Annotated in this window: 29 protein-coding genes; all 29 read left to right on the top strand. The window is 40.3% G+C overall.

The window, feature by feature from the left end; genetic code table 11:
* The first annotated feature begins 8 nt into the window (after positions 1–8).
* A complete protein-coding gene (tuf, locus tag SCI76_RS13410; protein ID WP_013081371.1) occupies positions 9–1,199 on the top strand; it encodes an elongation factor Tu in 1,191 nt (396 codons plus the stop codon).
* Positions 1,200–1,514: 315 nt separating this feature from the next.
* A complete protein-coding gene (gene rpsJ / locus SCI76_RS13405) occupies positions 1,515–1,823 on the top strand; it encodes a 30S ribosomal protein S10 (RefSeq protein WP_013054926.1) in 309 nt (102 codons plus the stop codon).
* Positions 1,824–1,864: 41 nt separating this feature from the next.
* Complete coding sequence (gene rplC / locus SCI76_RS13400; protein ID WP_013054927.1) at positions 1,865–2,494, top strand: 50S ribosomal protein L3; 630 nt, start codon at positions 1,865–1,867, stop codon at positions 2,492–2,494.
* 28 nt (positions 2,495–2,522) lie between these two features.
* Positions 2,523–3,146 carry a 50S ribosomal protein L4 gene (gene rplD, locus SCI76_RS13395; RefSeq protein WP_013081372.1) on the top strand — a complete coding sequence of 208 codons (624 nt, stop codon included), beginning with the start codon at positions 2,523–2,525 and terminating at the stop codon, positions 3,144–3,146.
* Positions 3,146–3,433 (top strand): 50S ribosomal protein L23, encoded by a 288-nt coding sequence (gene rplW / locus SCI76_RS13390; RefSeq protein WP_028412664.1) that lies wholly within the window; start codon positions 3,146–3,148, stop codon positions 3,431–3,433. The genes rplD and rplW overlap by 1 nt, the downstream gene beginning before the upstream one ends.
* Before the next feature lie 27 nt (positions 3,434–3,460).
* Positions 3,461–4,291 (top strand): 50S ribosomal protein L2, encoded by an 831-nt coding sequence (gene rplB / locus SCI76_RS13385; protein WP_013081374.1) that lies wholly within the window; start codon positions 3,461–3,463, stop codon positions 4,289–4,291.
* A gap of 57 nt (positions 4,292–4,348) precedes the next feature.
* Positions 4,349–4,627: a 30S ribosomal protein S19 gene (gene rpsS / locus SCI76_RS13380; RefSeq protein ID WP_013054931.1), complete on the top strand. Its 279-nt coding sequence runs from the start codon at positions 4,349–4,351 to the stop codon at positions 4,625–4,627.
* Positions 4,628–4,646: 19 nt separating this feature from the next.
* Positions 4,647–4,988: a 50S ribosomal protein L22 gene (gene rplV, locus SCI76_RS13375; protein WP_013054932.1), complete on the top strand. Its 342-nt coding sequence runs from the start codon at positions 4,647–4,649 to the stop codon at positions 4,986–4,988.
* A 3-nt stretch (positions 4,989–4,991) separates the two neighbouring features.
* Positions 4,992–5,648 (top strand): 30S ribosomal protein S3, encoded by a 657-nt coding sequence (gene rpsC / locus SCI76_RS13370; protein ID WP_013054933.1) that lies wholly within the window; start codon positions 4,992–4,994, stop codon positions 5,646–5,648.
* 2 nt (positions 5,649–5,650) lie between these two features.
* The gene (gene rplP, locus SCI76_RS13365; RefSeq protein WP_013054934.1) at positions 5,651–6,085 is read left to right on the top strand and encodes a 50S ribosomal protein L16; all 435 of its coding nucleotides are present in this window, start codon (positions 5,651–5,653) and stop codon (positions 6,083–6,085) included.
* Positions 6,075–6,275 (top strand): 50S ribosomal protein L29, encoded by a 201-nt coding sequence (gene rpmC / locus SCI76_RS13360; RefSeq protein ID WP_013054935.1) that lies wholly within the window; start codon positions 6,075–6,077, stop codon positions 6,273–6,275. Before rplP ends, rpmC begins: the two co-directional genes overlap by 11 nt.
* 25 nt (positions 6,276–6,300) lie before the next feature.
* Positions 6,301–6,564: a 30S ribosomal protein S17 gene (gene rpsQ, locus SCI76_RS13355; protein WP_013054936.1), complete on the top strand. Its 264-nt coding sequence runs from the start codon at positions 6,301–6,303 to the stop codon at positions 6,562–6,564.
* A 51-nt stretch (positions 6,565–6,615) separates the two neighbouring features.
* Positions 6,616–6,984, top strand: a complete 369-nt coding sequence (gene rplN / locus SCI76_RS13350; RefSeq protein ID WP_013054937.1) for a 50S ribosomal protein L14 — start codon at positions 6,616–6,618, stop codon at positions 6,982–6,984.
* Between the two features lie 49 nt (positions 6,985–7,033).
* A complete protein-coding gene (rplX, locus tag SCI76_RS13345; RefSeq protein ID WP_013054938.1) occupies positions 7,034–7,345 on the top strand; it encodes a 50S ribosomal protein L24 in 312 nt (103 codons plus the stop codon).
* Positions 7,346–7,376: 31 nt separating this feature from the next.
* Complete coding sequence (gene rplE / locus SCI76_RS13340) at positions 7,377–7,916, top strand: 50S ribosomal protein L5 (protein WP_013054939.1); 540 nt, start codon at positions 7,377–7,379, stop codon at positions 7,914–7,916.
* Between the two features lie 33 nt (positions 7,917–7,949).
* Positions 7,950–8,135 (top strand): type Z 30S ribosomal protein S14, encoded by a 186-nt coding sequence (locus tag SCI76_RS13335; RefSeq protein ID WP_013054940.1) that lies wholly within the window; start codon positions 7,950–7,952, stop codon positions 8,133–8,135.
* 30 nt (positions 8,136–8,165) lie between these two features.
* On the top strand, positions 8,166–8,564 hold the full coding sequence (rpsH, locus tag SCI76_RS13330) for a 30S ribosomal protein S8 (RefSeq protein WP_013054941.1): 399 nt from the start codon (positions 8,166–8,168) through the stop codon (positions 8,562–8,564).
* A gap of 30 nt (positions 8,565–8,594) precedes the next feature.
* Positions 8,595–9,134 carry a 50S ribosomal protein L6 gene (rplF, locus tag SCI76_RS13325; RefSeq protein WP_013054942.1) on the top strand — a complete coding sequence of 180 codons (540 nt, stop codon included), beginning with the start codon at positions 8,595–8,597 and terminating at the stop codon, positions 9,132–9,134.
* 32 nt (positions 9,135–9,166) lie between these two features.
* The gene (rplR, locus tag SCI76_RS13320) at positions 9,167–9,529 is read left to right on the top strand and encodes a 50S ribosomal protein L18 (protein WP_013054943.1); all 363 of its coding nucleotides are present in this window, start codon (positions 9,167–9,169) and stop codon (positions 9,527–9,529) included.
* A gap of 20 nt (positions 9,530–9,549) precedes the next feature.
* Entirely contained in the window at positions 9,550–10,050 is a 501-nt protein-coding gene (gene rpsE / locus SCI76_RS13315; RefSeq protein WP_013054944.1) for a 30S ribosomal protein S5, read from the top strand.
* Positions 10,051–10,064: 14 nt separating this feature from the next.
* On the top strand, positions 10,065–10,247 hold the full coding sequence (gene rpmD, locus SCI76_RS13310; protein WP_013054945.1) for a 50S ribosomal protein L30: 183 nt from the start codon (positions 10,065–10,067) through the stop codon (positions 10,245–10,247).
* Positions 10,248–10,280: 33 nt separating this feature from the next.
* The gene (gene rplO, locus SCI76_RS13305; RefSeq protein WP_013054946.1) at positions 10,281–10,721 is read left to right on the top strand and encodes a 50S ribosomal protein L15; all 441 of its coding nucleotides are present in this window, start codon (positions 10,281–10,283) and stop codon (positions 10,719–10,721) included.
* Entirely contained in the window at positions 10,721–12,013 is a 1,293-nt protein-coding gene (gene secY, locus SCI76_RS13300; protein WP_013054947.1) for a preprotein translocase subunit SecY, read from the top strand. The genes rplO and secY overlap by 1 nt, the downstream gene beginning before the upstream one ends.
* Positions 12,014–12,079: 66 nt before the next feature.
* The gene (locus SCI76_RS13295) at positions 12,080–12,733 is read left to right on the top strand and encodes an adenylate kinase (protein ID WP_013054948.1); all 654 of its coding nucleotides are present in this window, start codon (positions 12,080–12,082) and stop codon (positions 12,731–12,733) included.
* Complete coding sequence (gene map, locus SCI76_RS13290; RefSeq protein WP_028412665.1) at positions 12,730–13,476, top strand: type I methionyl aminopeptidase; 747 nt, start codon at positions 12,730–12,732, stop codon at positions 13,474–13,476. The genes SCI76_RS13295 and map overlap by 4 nt, the downstream gene beginning before the upstream one ends.
* Positions 13,477–13,711: 235 nt before the next feature.
* Positions 13,712–13,930, top strand: coding sequence for a translation initiation factor IF-1 (infA, locus tag SCI76_RS13285; RefSeq protein WP_010285101.1), 219 nt, complete (start codon positions 13,712–13,714; stop codon positions 13,928–13,930).
* Between the two features lie 37 nt (positions 13,931–13,967).
* Positions 13,968–14,081, top strand: a complete 114-nt coding sequence (rpmJ, locus tag SCI76_RS13280; RefSeq protein ID WP_003156543.1) for a 50S ribosomal protein L36 — start codon at positions 13,968–13,970, stop codon at positions 14,079–14,081.
* Between the two features lie 24 nt (positions 14,082–14,105).
* Positions 14,106–14,471 (top strand): 30S ribosomal protein S13, encoded by a 366-nt coding sequence (rpsM, locus tag SCI76_RS13275; RefSeq protein WP_013054950.1) that lies wholly within the window; start codon positions 14,106–14,108, stop codon positions 14,469–14,471.
* Positions 14,472–14,494: 23 nt separating this feature from the next.
* Positions 14,495–14,884, top strand: a complete 390-nt coding sequence (rpsK, locus tag SCI76_RS13270; protein WP_028412666.1) for a 30S ribosomal protein S11 — start codon at positions 14,495–14,497, stop codon at positions 14,882–14,884.
* Positions 14,885–14,978: the final 94 nt, after the last annotated feature.

Below are 14,978 nucleotides of genomic sequence, written 5' to 3'. Positions count from 1 at the left end.
ATTTTCGAATGGCTAAGGAAAAATTCGACCGTTCAAAAACACATGCCAATATCGGTACAATTGGTCACGTTGACCATGGTAAAACAACTTTAACAGCTGCTATCACTACTGTTCTTGCTAAGAAAAGTGGTAAAGGTGCAGCAATGGCTTACGACATGATCGACGCTGCTCCAGAAGAGCGCGAGCGTGGAATCACAATCTCAACTGCACACGTTGAGTATGAAACTGACACTCGTCACTATGCACACGTTGACTGCCCAGGACATGCTGACTATGTTAAAAACATGATCACTGGTGCTGCTCAAATGGATGGCGGTATCTTAGTAGTATCTGCTGCTGATGGTCCAATGCCACAAACTCGTGAGCACATCCTTCTTTCTCGTCAAGTAGGTGTACCTTACCTAGTTGTATTCTTAAACAAATGTGACATGGTAGACGACGAAGAGCTACTTGAATTAGTAGAAATGGAAGTACGTGACCTTCTTTCTGAATACGACTTCCCTGGTGACGATGTACCAGTAATCAAAGGTTCTGCTCTTAAAGCTCTTGAAGGCGAAGCTGATTGGGAAGCTAAAATCATCGAGCTTATGGACGCTGTTGATGAGTACATCCCAACTCCAGAACGTGACACTGAAAAACCATTCATGATGCCAGTTGAGGACGTATTCTCAATCACTGGTCGTGGTACAGTTGCTACAGGTCGTGTAGAGCGTGGACAAGTTAAAGTTGGTGACGTTATCGACATCATCGGTTTAACTGAAGAGCCAAAATCTACTACTGTAACAGGTGTAGAAATGTTCCGTAAGCTTCTTGACTATGCTGAAGCTGGCGACAACATCGGTGCTTTACTTCGTGGTGTAGCACGTGAAGAAATCCAACGTGGACAAGTATTAGCTAAACCAGGCTCAATCACTCCACACACTAAATTTACTGCTGAAGTATACGTTCTTTCTAAAGACGAAGGTGGACGTCACACTCCATTCTTCACAAACTACCGTCCACAGTTCTACTTCCGTACAACTGATGTAACTGGTATTTGTAACTTACCTGAAGGCGTAGAAATGGTAATGCCTGGCGACAACATCGAAATGACTGTTGAACTTATCGCTCCAATCGCGATTGAAGAAGGTACTAAATTCTCAATCCGTGAAGGTGGACGTACAGTAGGCGCTGGCGTTGTAGCTAAAATCAGCGAGTAATTTCTCGTTTCAGTAAAGGGAGTAGGGTAACCTACTCCTTTTTTATTTGGTGATAAAAGGTAAAGATAGTTTTTACTATTACACTTGCAAAATGATCTCCTTTTATATATAATGAAAAAAGTGTGCGACACATAAAAAAGTTTTTTAACTTTATTGTTGCAATATGAACCCATTTTTAGTATAATAAAAATGTTGGTCTTTGACTGCGATGATGCGGAAGGTTGCCGACACACCCGGCCGCTTTGCCATGGCGAGTGTGGGGAAATTTCCGCGGAGAATGTCTATTGTAAAATAGGCGAAAAAGGAGGGAAAATAATGGCAAAAGAAAAAATTCGCATTCGTTTAAAAGCATATGATCACAGAATTCTTGATCAATCTGCTGAGAAAATCGTAGAAACTGCAAAACGTTCTGGTGCGGCTGTATCTGGTCCGATTCCATTACCGACTGAAAAATCAATTTATACAATTCTACGTGCAGTACACAAATATAAAGATTCTCGTGAGCAGTTCGAAATGCGCACGCATAAACGCTTAATTGATATCGTGAATCCAACACCACAAACTGTTGATTCATTAATGCGTTTAGACTTACCATCTGGTGTAGATATCGAAATTAAACTTTAATTTAAAATAAAGAATGAAAAGATACTTAGGAGGTGTGACTAATGGCCAAAGGAATCTTAGGAAGAAAGATCGGTATGACTCAAGTATTTGCTGAAAATGGTGACTTGATCCCAGTAACAGTAATTGAAGCTTCTGCTAACGTAGTTCTTCAAGTTAAAAACGCTGAGACAGACGGTTACGAAGCAATCCAATTAGGTTTCGAAGATATCCGTGAAAAACTATCTAACAAACCTGCAAAAGGACATGCTACTAAAGCTAATACTGCTCCTAAGCGCTTCATCCGTGAGTTACGCGGTGTGGACGCTTCAGCATATGAAGTTGGTCAAGAAGTCAAGGTTGATATTTTCGCAGAAGGCGATGTAATTGATGTAACAGGAATCTCAAAAGGTAAAGGTTTCCAAGGTGCTATTAAACGCCACGGACAATCTCGCGGACCTATGTCTCATGGTTCTCGCTACCACCGTCGCCCAGGTTCAATGGGTCCTGTAGCTCCAAACCGCGTATTTAAAGGTAAATTATTACCAGGACGCATGGGTGGAGAGCGCATCACTGTGCAAAACTTATCAATCGTTAAAGTTGACGCAGAACGCAATCTTTTATTAGTAAAAGGTAACGTGCCAGGAGCTAGAAAATCTCTAGTTACTGTTAAATCTGCAGTTAAATCTAAATAATAATTCTTCGAGAAAGGAGGAATAACCAATGCCAAAAGTAGCATTGTTTAACCAAAACGGTGAAAACGTTGGAGAGATCGAACTTCAAGATGCCGTTTTCGGTATCGAACCAAACAACAAAGTACTTTTCGACGCGATCGTAATGCAACGCGCATCTCAACGTCAAGGTACTTCTAAAGTTAAAAATCGTTCTGAAGTAAGAGGCGGTGGCCGTAAGCCATGGCGTCAAAAAGGTACTGGTCGTGCTCGTCAAGGATCTATCCGTTCTCCACAATGGCGTGGTGGTGGCGTAGTATTTGGTCCAGTTCCAAGAAGCTATAGCTACAAATTACCTAAAAAAGTTCGTCGTTTAGCAATTAAGTCTGCATTATCAACTAAAGCTCAAGATAACAGCATCGTTGTTCTTGAAGCTCTTTCTTTTGACGCTCCAAAAACAAAAGAAATGGTAGCAGTTCTTAAAAACCTAACAGTAGAACGCAAAGCATTAGTAGTAACTGCTGATCTTAACGAAAATGTTGCACTTTCAGCACGTAATATTCCTGGTGTAACAGTTGTTGCAGCTAATGGTTTAAGCGTATTAGACGTTATGAACCATGATAAGCTTGTAATCACTAAAGACGCAGTTGAAAAAGTAGAGGAGGTGCTTGCATAATGAAAGATCCTCGTGATATTATTAAGCGCCCCGTAATTACAGAACGTTCAACAGACTTAATGGCTGAGAAAAAATATACGTTTGATGTTGATGTAAAAGCTAATAAAACTGAGGTTAAAGATGCTATCGAAAAAATCTTTGACGTAAAAGTTGAAAAAGTAAACATCATGAACTACAAAGGTAAATTCAAGCGTGTAGGTCGCTACAGTGGTCTTACTAACCGTCGTCGTAAAGCGGTAGTAACACTAACTCAAGAGAGCAACGAAATCGAATTCTTCGAAGCTTAAGATTACTAGAGAAGGAGGGAAATTGAGATGGCGATTAAAAAGTATAAACCAACCTCAAATGGTCGTCGTGGTATGTCAGTTTCTGATTTCGCTGAAATTACTACTGACAAACCAGAAAAATCGTTACTTGCACCTGTCAAGAGAAAAGGTGGTCGTAACAACCAAGGTAAATTGACTGTTCGTCACCAAGGTGGTGGGCACAAGCGTCAATACCGTATCATCGATTTTAAACGCGATAAAGATGGAATACCTGGACGCGTTGCTACAATCGAATATGATCCAAACCGTTCAGCTAACATCGCATTAATTCATTATGCTGATGGTGAAAAACGTTACATCCTTGCTCCTAAAAACCTAAAAGTAGGTTTAGAAGTTATGTCAGGTCCTGAAGCTGACATTAAAGTAGGTAACGCGCTTCCTTTAGCTAACATCCCTGTTGGTACAGTAGTACACAACATCGAATTGAAACCTGGTAAAGGTGGACAATTAGTTCGTTCTGCAGGTACATCTGCTCAAGTACTTGGTAAAGAAGGTAAATACGTATTAGTACGTTTAACTTCTGGTGAAGTACGCATGATCCTTGCAACTTGTCGTGCAACTGTAGGTCAAGTTGGTAACGAACAACACGAGTTAATCAACATCGGTAAAGCCGGTCGTTCTCGTTGGTTAGGTATTCGTCCAACTGTACGTGGTTCTGTAATGAACCCTAACGATCACCCACACGGTGGTGGTGAAGGACGTTCTCCAATCGGACGTAAGTCTCCAATGAGTCCATGGGGTAAACCAACACTTGGTTACAAAACTCGTAAGAAGAAAAACAAATCCGATAAATTTATCGTTCGTCGTCGTAAAAAATAACGGGATTGAGCTACGGTTCAAACGAACCGTAGGACAATCACGAAGGGAGGTTCATTTATGGGTCGCAGCTTAAAGAAAGGACCTTTTGTAGATGACCATTTAATCAACAAAATTGAGAAGTTAAACGAAACTGACAGCAAGCAAGTAGTAAAAACTTGGTCTCGTCGTTCAACTATCTTCCCTCAGTTCATTGGTCATACAATTGCTGTATATGACGGTCGTAAACATGTACCAGTTTATGTTACTGAAGACATGGTAGGTCACAAACTTGGTGAATTCGCACCATCTCGTACTTACAAAGGTCACGCAAGTGATGATAAGAAAACAAGACGCTAATATGAGAGGAGGCTTTTAAATGCAAGCTAAAGCTGTCGCGAGAACAGTACGTATTGCTCCTCGTAAAGTTCGTTTAGTTGTAGATTTAATTCGAGGTAAGCAAGTGGGTGAAGCGCTAGCAGTGCTACTTCACACGCCAAAGGCTGCTTCTCCAGTCGTTGAGAAAGTATTAAAATCTGCTATTGCCAATGCAGAACACAATTATGAAATGGACGCTAACAATTTAGTTATTACTGACGCTTTTGTTAACGAAGGTCCAACTTTAAAACGTTTCCGTCCACGCGCTATGGGACGTGCAAGCCAAATTAACAAGCGCACAAGCCACATCACAATCGTGGTATCAGAAAAGAAGGAGGGATAATTCATGGGTCAAAAGGTAAATCCGGTCGGTCTTCGCGTCGGTGTCATCCGTGATTGGGAATCAAGATGGTTCGCTGGCAAAGACTACGCTGACTTATTACATGAAGACTTAAAAGTACGTGAATATATCGCTAAACGTTTAAACGATGCAGCTGTTTCTAAAGTTGAAATCGAACGCGCTGCTAACCGCTTAAACGTAACGATCCACACTGCAAAACCTGGTATGGTAATTGGTAAAGGTGGTACTGAAGTAGAATCACTTCGTAAAGCTCTTAACCAATTAACAGGCAAGCGTGTACACATTAACATCCTTGAAATTAAACGAGCAGATTTAGATGCTAAACTAGTAGCTGAAAACATCGCTCGCCAACTTGAGAACCGTGTATCATTCCGTCGTGCTCAAAAGCAAGCTATCCAACGTAGTATGCGTGCTGGCGCACAAGGTATCAAAACAATGGTATCTGGTCGTTTAGGCGGAGCTGATATTGCTCGTTCTGAATATTACAGTGAAGGTACAGTTCCACTTCATACACTTCGCGCTGATATTGACTATGCTCACGCTGAAGCAGATACTACTTATGGTAAACTTGGTGTGAAAGTATGGATCTATCGTGGAGAGGTTCTTCCTACTAAAAAGAAAACTGAGGAAGGAGGAAAATAATTATGTTATTACCAAAACGCGTTAAATATCGTCGCGAACATCGCGGAAAAATGCGTGGACGCGCTAAAGGTGGTACGGAAGTACATTTCGGTGAATTCGGTTTACAAGCTACTGAAGCTTCTTGGATTACAAACCGTCAAATCGAAGCTGCTCGTATCGCAATGACTCGTTACATGAAACGTGGCGGTAAAGTATGGATTAAAATTTTCCCTTCTAAACCTTATACTGCTAAGCCTCTAGAAGTCCGAATGGGTTCTGGTAAAGGTGCTCCTGAAGGTTGGGTAGCAGTTGTTAAACCTGGAAAAGTAATGTTTGAAATTTCAGGTGTATCTGAAGAGGTTGCACGTGAAGCTTTACGTTTAGCTGCACACAAGCTACCTGTAAAATGTAAGTTTGTAAAACGTGAAGAAATTGGTGGTGATTCTAATGAAAGCTAATGAAATTCGTGACCTTACCACTGCTGAAATTGAACAAAAAGTTAAGGCTTTAAAAGAAGAGTTGTTTAACCTTCGTTTCCAATTAGCGACTGGACAATTAGAGAATACTACTCGTATTCGCGAAGTGCGCAAATCGATCGCTCGTATGAAAACTGTAGTTCGTGAAAGAGAGATTGCTGCTAATAAATAATTAAGTCTGAGAGGAGGCTTTCAGAATGAGTGAACGCAACCAACGTAAAGTTTACACTGGCCGCGTAGTTTCTGACAAAATGGATAAGACTGTTACTGTTCTTGTTGAAACTTACAAAAAGCATTCGCTTTATGGCAAGCGTGTAAAATACTCAAAGAAATTCAAAGCTCACGATGAAAACAATACAGCTCAACTAGGCGATATCGTGAAGATCATGGAAACTCGTCCGTTATCAGCTACTAAACGTTTCCGTCTAGTAGAAGTTGTAGAAAAAGCTGTTATCATCTAATAGTTAAGATAGATCGGATAAGAATGATTCATCCGAAGGGAGGTTTCGTACATGATTCAACAAGAATCTCGTTTAAAAGTTGCAGACAACTCTGGTGCACGTGAGGTACTTACTATTAAAGTACTTGGTGGTTCAGGTCGTAAGACAGCAAACATTGGTGATGTTATCGTTTGTACGGTGAAACAAGCAACACCAGGAGGCGTTGTTAAAAAAGGTGACGTTGTTAAAGCTGTTGTTGTACGTACAAAAAGTGGTGTTCGCCGTACTGACGGTTCTTACATCCGTTTCGACGAAAATGCTTGCGTAATCATCCGTGACGACAAAGGACCACGTGGTACTCGTATCTTCGGACCAGTTGCTCGTGAATTACGTGATAACAACTTCATGAAGATCGTATCATTGGCTCCAGAAGTTATCTAATTGATATATAGAACAAATACAAAATGCCTTTTAAGGAGGTGCGAATAGGATGCATGTTAAAAAGGGCGACAAAGTAGTGGTTATCTCTGGTAAAGACAAAGGTAAGCAAGGTGAAGTACTTGCAGCTTTCCCAAAGAAAGACCGTGTACTTGTTGAAGGCGTGAACGTTGTGAAAAAACACTCTAAACCTTCTCAAGTAAATCCACAAGGTGGAATCGTTAGCCAAGAGGCACCTATCCACGTATCAAACGTAATGCCGTTGGATCCTAAATCTGGTGAGCCAACTCGTGTTGGGTACCAAGTTATCGATGGCAAAAAGGTACGTGTAGCAAAAAAATCTGGTGAAACTTTAGATAAATAATTAATGAAATGTGAAGGGAGGTTTAGTTCACATGAACCGTCTTAAAGAGAAATTTACAAAAGAGATTACTCCTGCTCTAGTTAGCAAGTTTAATTATGAATCTGTAATGCAAGTGCCAAAAATCGACAAGATCGTAATCAACATGGGTATCGGTGATGCTGTTTCTAACTCAAAAGCTTTAGATAACGCTGTTGAAGAACTAGCTGAAATCACTGGTCAAAAACCTGTTGTAACTCGTGCGAAAAAATCTATCGCTGGTTTCCGTCTTCGTGAAGGTATGCCAATCGGTGCGAAAGTTACTTTACGCGGCGAGCGTATGTACGAATTCTTCGATAAATTAGTATCAGTATCACTTCCACGTGTGCGCGATTTCCGTGGTGTATCTAAAAAAGCATTTGATGGTCGTGGAAACTACACGTTAGGTGTTAAAGAACAATTGATCTTCCCAGAGATCGATTATGATAAAGTAACTAAAGTTCGTGGTATGGATATCGTTATTGTTACAACAGCAAACACTGATGAAGAAGCTCGTGAGCTTTTAACTCAGTTCGGTATGCCATTCCAGAAGTAATAACTGCCAACGTTAAGCAGAGGAGGCGAAAATGTGGCTAAAAAATCAATGATTGCGAAGCAAAAACGCCAGCAAAAATTCCAAGTACAAGAGTATACACGTTGCGAACGTTGTGGACGTCCACACTCAGTACTACGTAAATTCAAGCTTTGCCGTATTTGTTTCCGTGAGCTTGCTTATAAAGGTCAAATTCCTGGTGTTAAAAAAGCTAGTTGGTAAAACCCAAGTTTGGGAAGGAGGTAAATTAATATGGTAATGACTGATCCTATTGCAGATTTACTAACTCGTATCCGCAATGCGAACATGGTTCGTCATGAGAAAATTGAAGTTCCTGCTTCTAACATTAAGAAGCAAATTGCAGAAATCCTTAAGCGTGAGGGTTTCGTACGTGATGTAGAATACATCGAAGACAACAAACAAGGTATTATCCGTATCTTCTTAAAATACGGTTCAAATAACGAACGTGTAATTACAGGCTTAAAACGTATCAGTAAACCTGGTCTACGTGTTTATGCAAAAACTAACGAAGTACCACGTGTACTTAACGGTTTAGGTATCGCAATCGTTTCTACTTCTCAAGGTGTTTTAACTGACAAAGAAGCTCGTCAAAAGCAAACTGGTGGAGAAGTATTAGCGTACGTTTGGTAATAAGTTTTAAATGTGAATGGAGGTGTAACTATGTCACGTGTTGGTAAAAAGCCTTTAGAACTTCCAGCAGGTGTTACAGTTACGAACGAGAGCAACACTGTAACTGTAAAAGGACCAAAGGGTGAATTAACTCGTACATTCCACCCTGAAATCGAAATTAAAGTTGAAGACAACGTATTAGTTGTTAATCGTCCTAGTGACAATAAAGAGCACCGCGCTCTTCATGGAACTACTCGTAGCCTTTTAGGTAACATGGTTGAAGGTGTTACTAAAGGATTCGAACGTGGTTTAGAATTAGTCGGTGTAGGTTACCGTGCACAAAAATCTGGTAGCAAATTAGTATTGAGCGTTGGATACTCTCACCCAGTTGAGATTACTCCTGAAACAGGAATCGAAATCGAAGTTCCTTCTCAAACTAAGATCGTTATTAAAGGTATTGATAAAGAACGCGTAGGTGCATTAGCTGCAAATATTCGTGACGTTCGTCCACCAGAGCCTTACAAAGGTAAAGGTATTCGTTACGAAGGCGAATATGTACGTCGTAAAGAAGGTAAAACTGCTAAGAAGTAATGCCGGTTAGGTAAAAGAAAGGAGTGCCCGAAATGATCACGAAGCTTGATAAAAACAAAGTTCGTAAAAAAAGACATGCTCGTGTTCGTGCGAAGTTATCTGGAACTGCAACTCGTCCGCGTTTAAACGTGTTCCGTTCTAATCAACATATTTACGCACAAGTTATCGACGATTTAAATTCAGTAACAATCGCAAGTGCTTCAACGTTAGATAAAGACCTGACTTTAGAAAGCACTGGTAACACTGAAGCTGCTATCAAAGTTGGCGAATTAGTCGCTAAACGCGCAGTAGAAAAAGGTGTAAACGAAGTAGTATTCGACCGTGGCGGTTATTTATATCATGGCCGTGTTAAAGCATTAGCTGACGCTGCTCGTGAAGCTGGATTACAATTCTAATTGTAAAAGGAGGGAAAATCATGCGTCGTATTGATCCAAATAAATTAGAGCTTGAAGAACGTGTTGTTACCGTTAACCGCGTAGCTAAAGTTGTGAAAGGTGGACGTCGTTTCCGCTTCGCTGCATTAGTTGTAGTTGGTGACAAAAACGGTCACGTTGGATTCGGTACTGGTAAAGCACAAGAGGTACCAGATGCAATCCGTAAAGCAATTGAAGATGCGAAGAAAAACTTAATTACTGTACCTATGGTTGGTACAACTATTCCACACGAAATCCTTGGACAATTTGGTGCAGGTCAAATTTTCTTAAAACCTGCTTCTGAAGGTACAGGAGTTATCGCTGGTGGCCCAGTTCGTGCGGTACTAGAATTGGGTGGAGTAAGTGATATTCTATCTAAATCTTTAGGTTCAAACACTCCAATCAACATGGTACGTGCAACTCTTAACGGTTTAGCTAACCTAAAACGTGCTGAAGATGTTGCAAAACTACGTGGCAAGACTGTAGAAGAACTGTTAGGATAAGGGAGGGATATGGAATGGCAAACAAACTAGCAATTACCCTTACTCGTAGCGTAATTGGTCGTCCAGAAGATCAACGTGTAACTGTTCGTACACTTGGCCTACGTAAGTTAAATCAAACTGTCGTTCAAGACGATAATCCTGCAATTCGCGGAATGATTAACAAAGTAGCTCACCTTGTTACAGTAAAAGAGCAATAAGTATAAATTGTCACTCTAAGGAGGTGCTCCGGAATGAAACTTCATGAATTGAAACCAGCTGAAGGTTCACGTAAAGTACGTAACCGTGTAGGTCGTGGTACTGGTTCAGGTAACGGAAAGACTTCAGGTAAAGGTCACAAAGGGCAAAACGCTCGCTCTGGCGGTGGCGTAAGACCTGGCTTCGAAGGTGGTCAAACTCCTTTATTCCGTCGTCTTCCAAAACGTGGGTTCACTAATATCAATCGCAAAGAATACGCGATCGTTAATTTAGAAGCTCTTAACCGTTTTGAAGATGGAACTGAAGTAACACCAGAATTATTAATCGAAACTGGTTTAGTAAGCAAAGCAAAAGCTGGCGTTAAAGTACTAGGAAACGGTACATTAAACTCTAAGCTAACTGTTAAAGCTGCTAAATTCTCTTCAACTGCTAAAGAAGCTATCGAAGCTGCTGGCGGTACAGTTGAGGTGATCTAATGTTTCAAACAATCTCCAATTTAATGCGCGTGCGTGAAATAAGACAAAAAATCTTTTTCACTTTGTTAATGTTAATTGTCTTCCGAATTGGTACATTTATTCCTGTACCAAGTGTTAATACGGATGTACTAAAATTGCAAGATGGGTTAAATGTATTCGGAGTTCTGAATACATTTGGCGGCGGCGCGTTAAAAAACTTTTCCATTCTTGCTATGGGCATTATGCCTTATATTACAGCATCCATCATCGTCCAATTATTGCAGATGGATGTTGTACCTAAGTTTACAGAATGGTCAAAGCAGGGAGATGTTGGGCGCCGTAAATTAGCTCAAGTAACTCGTTATGGAACAATTGTGCTTGGATTTATCCAGGCTTTAGGTATGTCTATAGGATTCAACAATATTTCGGGCGGACAATTGATCGCTAATCCAGGAATTTCTACGTATCTTCTAATTGCTACAGTGTTAACGGCAGGTACTGCCTTCTTAATGTGGTTAGGAGAACAGATTACTGCAAAAGGCGTAGGTAATGGTATTTCTATCATTATCTTTGCTGGGATTGCAGCTGGTATTCCGACAACATTAAATCAAATTTATGCACAGCAATTTGAAGACGTTGGGGATCAATTATTCATTCGTATCGTAACGGTAGTTTTAATTGCGATTGCAGTTTTAGCTATTATTGTTGGGGTTATTTACTTCCAACAAGCGCTACGAAAAATTCCTATTCAATATGCAAAGGGTTCAGCTGGTCGTAATCCTGTTGGAGGTCAATCCACTCATTTACCGTTAAAAGTAAATGCTGCTGGGGTTATTCCTGTTATCTTTGCAGTTTCATTTATTATCACACCACCAACAATTGCATCATTTTTCGGTCCAAATGATGTAACGACGTGGATTCAGAATACATTTGACTATACTAAGCCAATTGGTATGATAGTGTATGTAGCGTTAATCATTGCTTTTTGTTACTTCTATACATTTGTTCAAGTTAACCCTGAACAAGTAGCAGAGAACTTGAAAAAGCAAGGTGGCTACATCCCAGGCATTCGTCCTGGTAAAAGCACACAAGCTTATTTAACGAAAGTGTTATATCGTCTGACATTAATCGGTTCGATATTCCTTGCGTTAATTGCTGTGTTGCCGGTTCTGTTCATCAAAATTGCAAACCTACCCTCATCTGCTCAGATCGGTGGTACTAGTTTGTTAATTGTTGTCGGTGTAGCTCTTGAGACAATGAAACAGCTTGAGAGTCAATTAGTGAAACGCCATTATAAGGGATTTATTAAGTAAAGCTGTTTAGTGGGAGGCAGGCTGCTTTCCCATTAAACGGATAAGATACTGAGGGGGAAGCAAGAAATGAATTTAGTGTTAATGGGCCTTCCTGGTGCTGGGAAAGGTACTCAAGCAGAAAAAATCGTTGAGCATTACGATATCCCTCATATCTCAACAGGAGATATGTTCCGAGCTGCAATTAAAGAAGGAACGCAACTAGGTTTAAAAGCTAAATCATTTATGGACCAAGGTAACCTTGTTCCTGATGAAGTAACAATTGGAATTGTGCGCGAGCGTTTAAACAAACAAGATTGTGAAAACGGCTTTTTACTTGATGGCTTCCCGAGAACAGTAGCCCAAGCAGAAGCTCTTGAAACAATTACAAAAGAACTAAACAAGCAAATTGATTATGTGATTAATATTGATGTAGATCAAAGCATTTTAATGGAGCGTCTTACTGGACGCCGCATTTGTAAAGATTGCGGAGCTACTTACCACTTAGTATTCAATCCTCCTGCGAAAGAAGGAGTTTGTGACAAATGTGGCGGAGAGCTTTATCAACGTGCAGATGACAATGCTGAGACGGTTTCAACTAGACTTTCAGTTAATGTTAAACAATCTCAACCTCTACTTGATTTCTATCAAGAAAAAGGTTATCTACGCAATATTAATGGTAATCAAGATATTAACATTGTGTTTGAGGATGTTCGTCAATTACTTGCTGGGGTTAAGCAATGATCATTTGCAAGACACCAGAGGAAATTGAGGTCATGCGTGAAGCTGGACGAATCGTGGCTTTAACTCATCAAGAGTTGAAAAAACATATCGTTCCAGGTATAACGACTATAGAATTGGATGCAATTGCTGAAAATTTTATTCGTCAACATGATGCAATTCCGTCTTTTAAAGGGTATAATGGTTTTCGCGGCAGTGTATGTGCTTCTGTAAATGAAGAATTAGTTCATGGTATTCCGGGAGAACGCAAGCTTAATGAAGGGGATATCATCAGTTTGGACATCGGAGCTAAATTCGGTGGCTATCACGGTGACTCAGCTTGGACATATGGAGTAGGAAAGATTTCATTAGAAAATCAAGAGCTGCTTGATGTGACTGAGCAATCTCTCTACAAAGGATTAGCAGAAGCGAAGCCGGGTGAGCGTTTGTCGAATATTTCACATGCTATTCAACAGTACGCAGAATCACGTAACTTTTCGATTGTAAGAGAATATGTTGGCCATGGTGTCGGCAAAGACTTACATGAAGATCCGCAAGTACCTCATTATGGTCCACCGAATAAAGGACCGCGTCTACGTCCAGGCATGGTATTGGCAGTTGAGCCAATGGTGAATGCTGGTATGCGATATGTAAAAACATTACCTGATAACTGGACAGTTGTGACAGTGGATGGTAAAATGTGTGCGCACTTCGAACATACTATTGCAATTACTGAGACGGGATATGAAATTCTGACAGCATTGTAATGTTAAAGGATGTTATCTCTATCCATTCCTCGCTAGATGCACTGGACAGTAAACAGTAATTATCTAAATTCACGATGATCGTTTTTCGTCTGAATTGCTGTTAAAATGGTAAAGATGTATATTAGCGTCAATCATCTTGAATTTAATGATTACGATCTCCGGATGTTCAGAACAGGTTCTTTTTAAGTCGTTTAATGATAGCTTGTTACTGTTTCAAAGAAAGGAGAGCACTTTAATGGCAAAAGACGATGTAATTGAAGTTGAAGGTACAGTTGCTGAGACTTTACCTAACGCTATGTTCAAGGTAGAATTAGAAAATGGTCATACAGTACTTGCTCACGTATCAGGAAAAATTCGCATGCATTTCATTCGAATCTTACCTGGTGATAAAGTAACTGTAGAATTGTCACCATACGATTTAACTCGCGGTAGAATTACGTACCGTTTCAAATAAAACCTATGCACTCCGTACTATCAAGGAGGTATGAAACATGAAAGTCAGACCATCAGTTAAACCAATCTGCGAAAAATGTAAAGTTATCCGTAGAAAAGGTAAAGTAATGGTAATTTGTGAAAACCCTAAGCATAAACAAAAACAAGGTTAATCAATAAGGAGGTGCACTATTCATATGGCACGTATTGCTGGTGTTGATATTCCTCGTGACAAGCGTGTAGTAATTTCATTAACATACATTTTCGGTATTGGTCGTCCAACTGCTGAAAAAGTTCTAGCTGAAGCTGGAGTTTCTGAAGATACTCGCGTTCGTGACTTAACAGAAGAAGAATTAGGTAAAATTCGTGATATTTTAGATAGCTATAAAGTAGAAGGCGATCTTCGTCGTGAAGTTTCTTTAAACATCAAACGTTTAATTGAGATTGGTTCATACCGTGGTATCCGCCACCGTCGTAGTTTACCAGTTCGTGGTCAAAACAGTAAAAACAATGCTCGTACACGTAAAGGCCCACGCCGTACTGTAGCGAACAAGAAGAAATAATTAGTAAGGGAGGTCATTAACAGATGGCACGTAAAACTAATACACGTAAACGTCGCGTGAAAAAGAATATTGAAGCTGGTGTAGCTCATATTCGCTCAACGTTTAATAACACTATTGTAACAATTACAGATGTTCACGGTAATGCGATTGCTTGGTCTAGTGCAGGCGCACTTGGCTTCAGAGGTTCTCGTAAATCCACTCCATTTGCTGCGCAAATGGCTGCTGAAGCTGCTGCAAAAGTTTCTATGGATAACGGAATGAAAACTCTTGAAGTTACAGTTAAAGGCCCTGGTGCTGGTCGTGAAGCAGCTATCCGTGCTCTTCAAGCTGCAGGTTTAGAAGTAACAGCTATTAGAGATGTTACTCCTGTACCTCACAACGGATGCCGCCCACCAAAACGTCGTCGTGTATAATTAATATGTATAGATTCTATTTCGTTGTCTATAATGATGATGGTGTAGAATTTATTCATGCAACGAAATGTTTTCCATTTGTTGTGCACATTCG

Origin of the sequence: Priestia sp. HNGD-A6 (genome assembly GCF_045784335.1) — a bacterium.
Lineage (GTDB): Bacteria > Bacillota > Bacilli > Bacillales > Bacillaceae_H > Priestia > Priestia zanthoxyli.
This window is presented reverse-complemented; position numbering and strand designations above follow the sequence as displayed.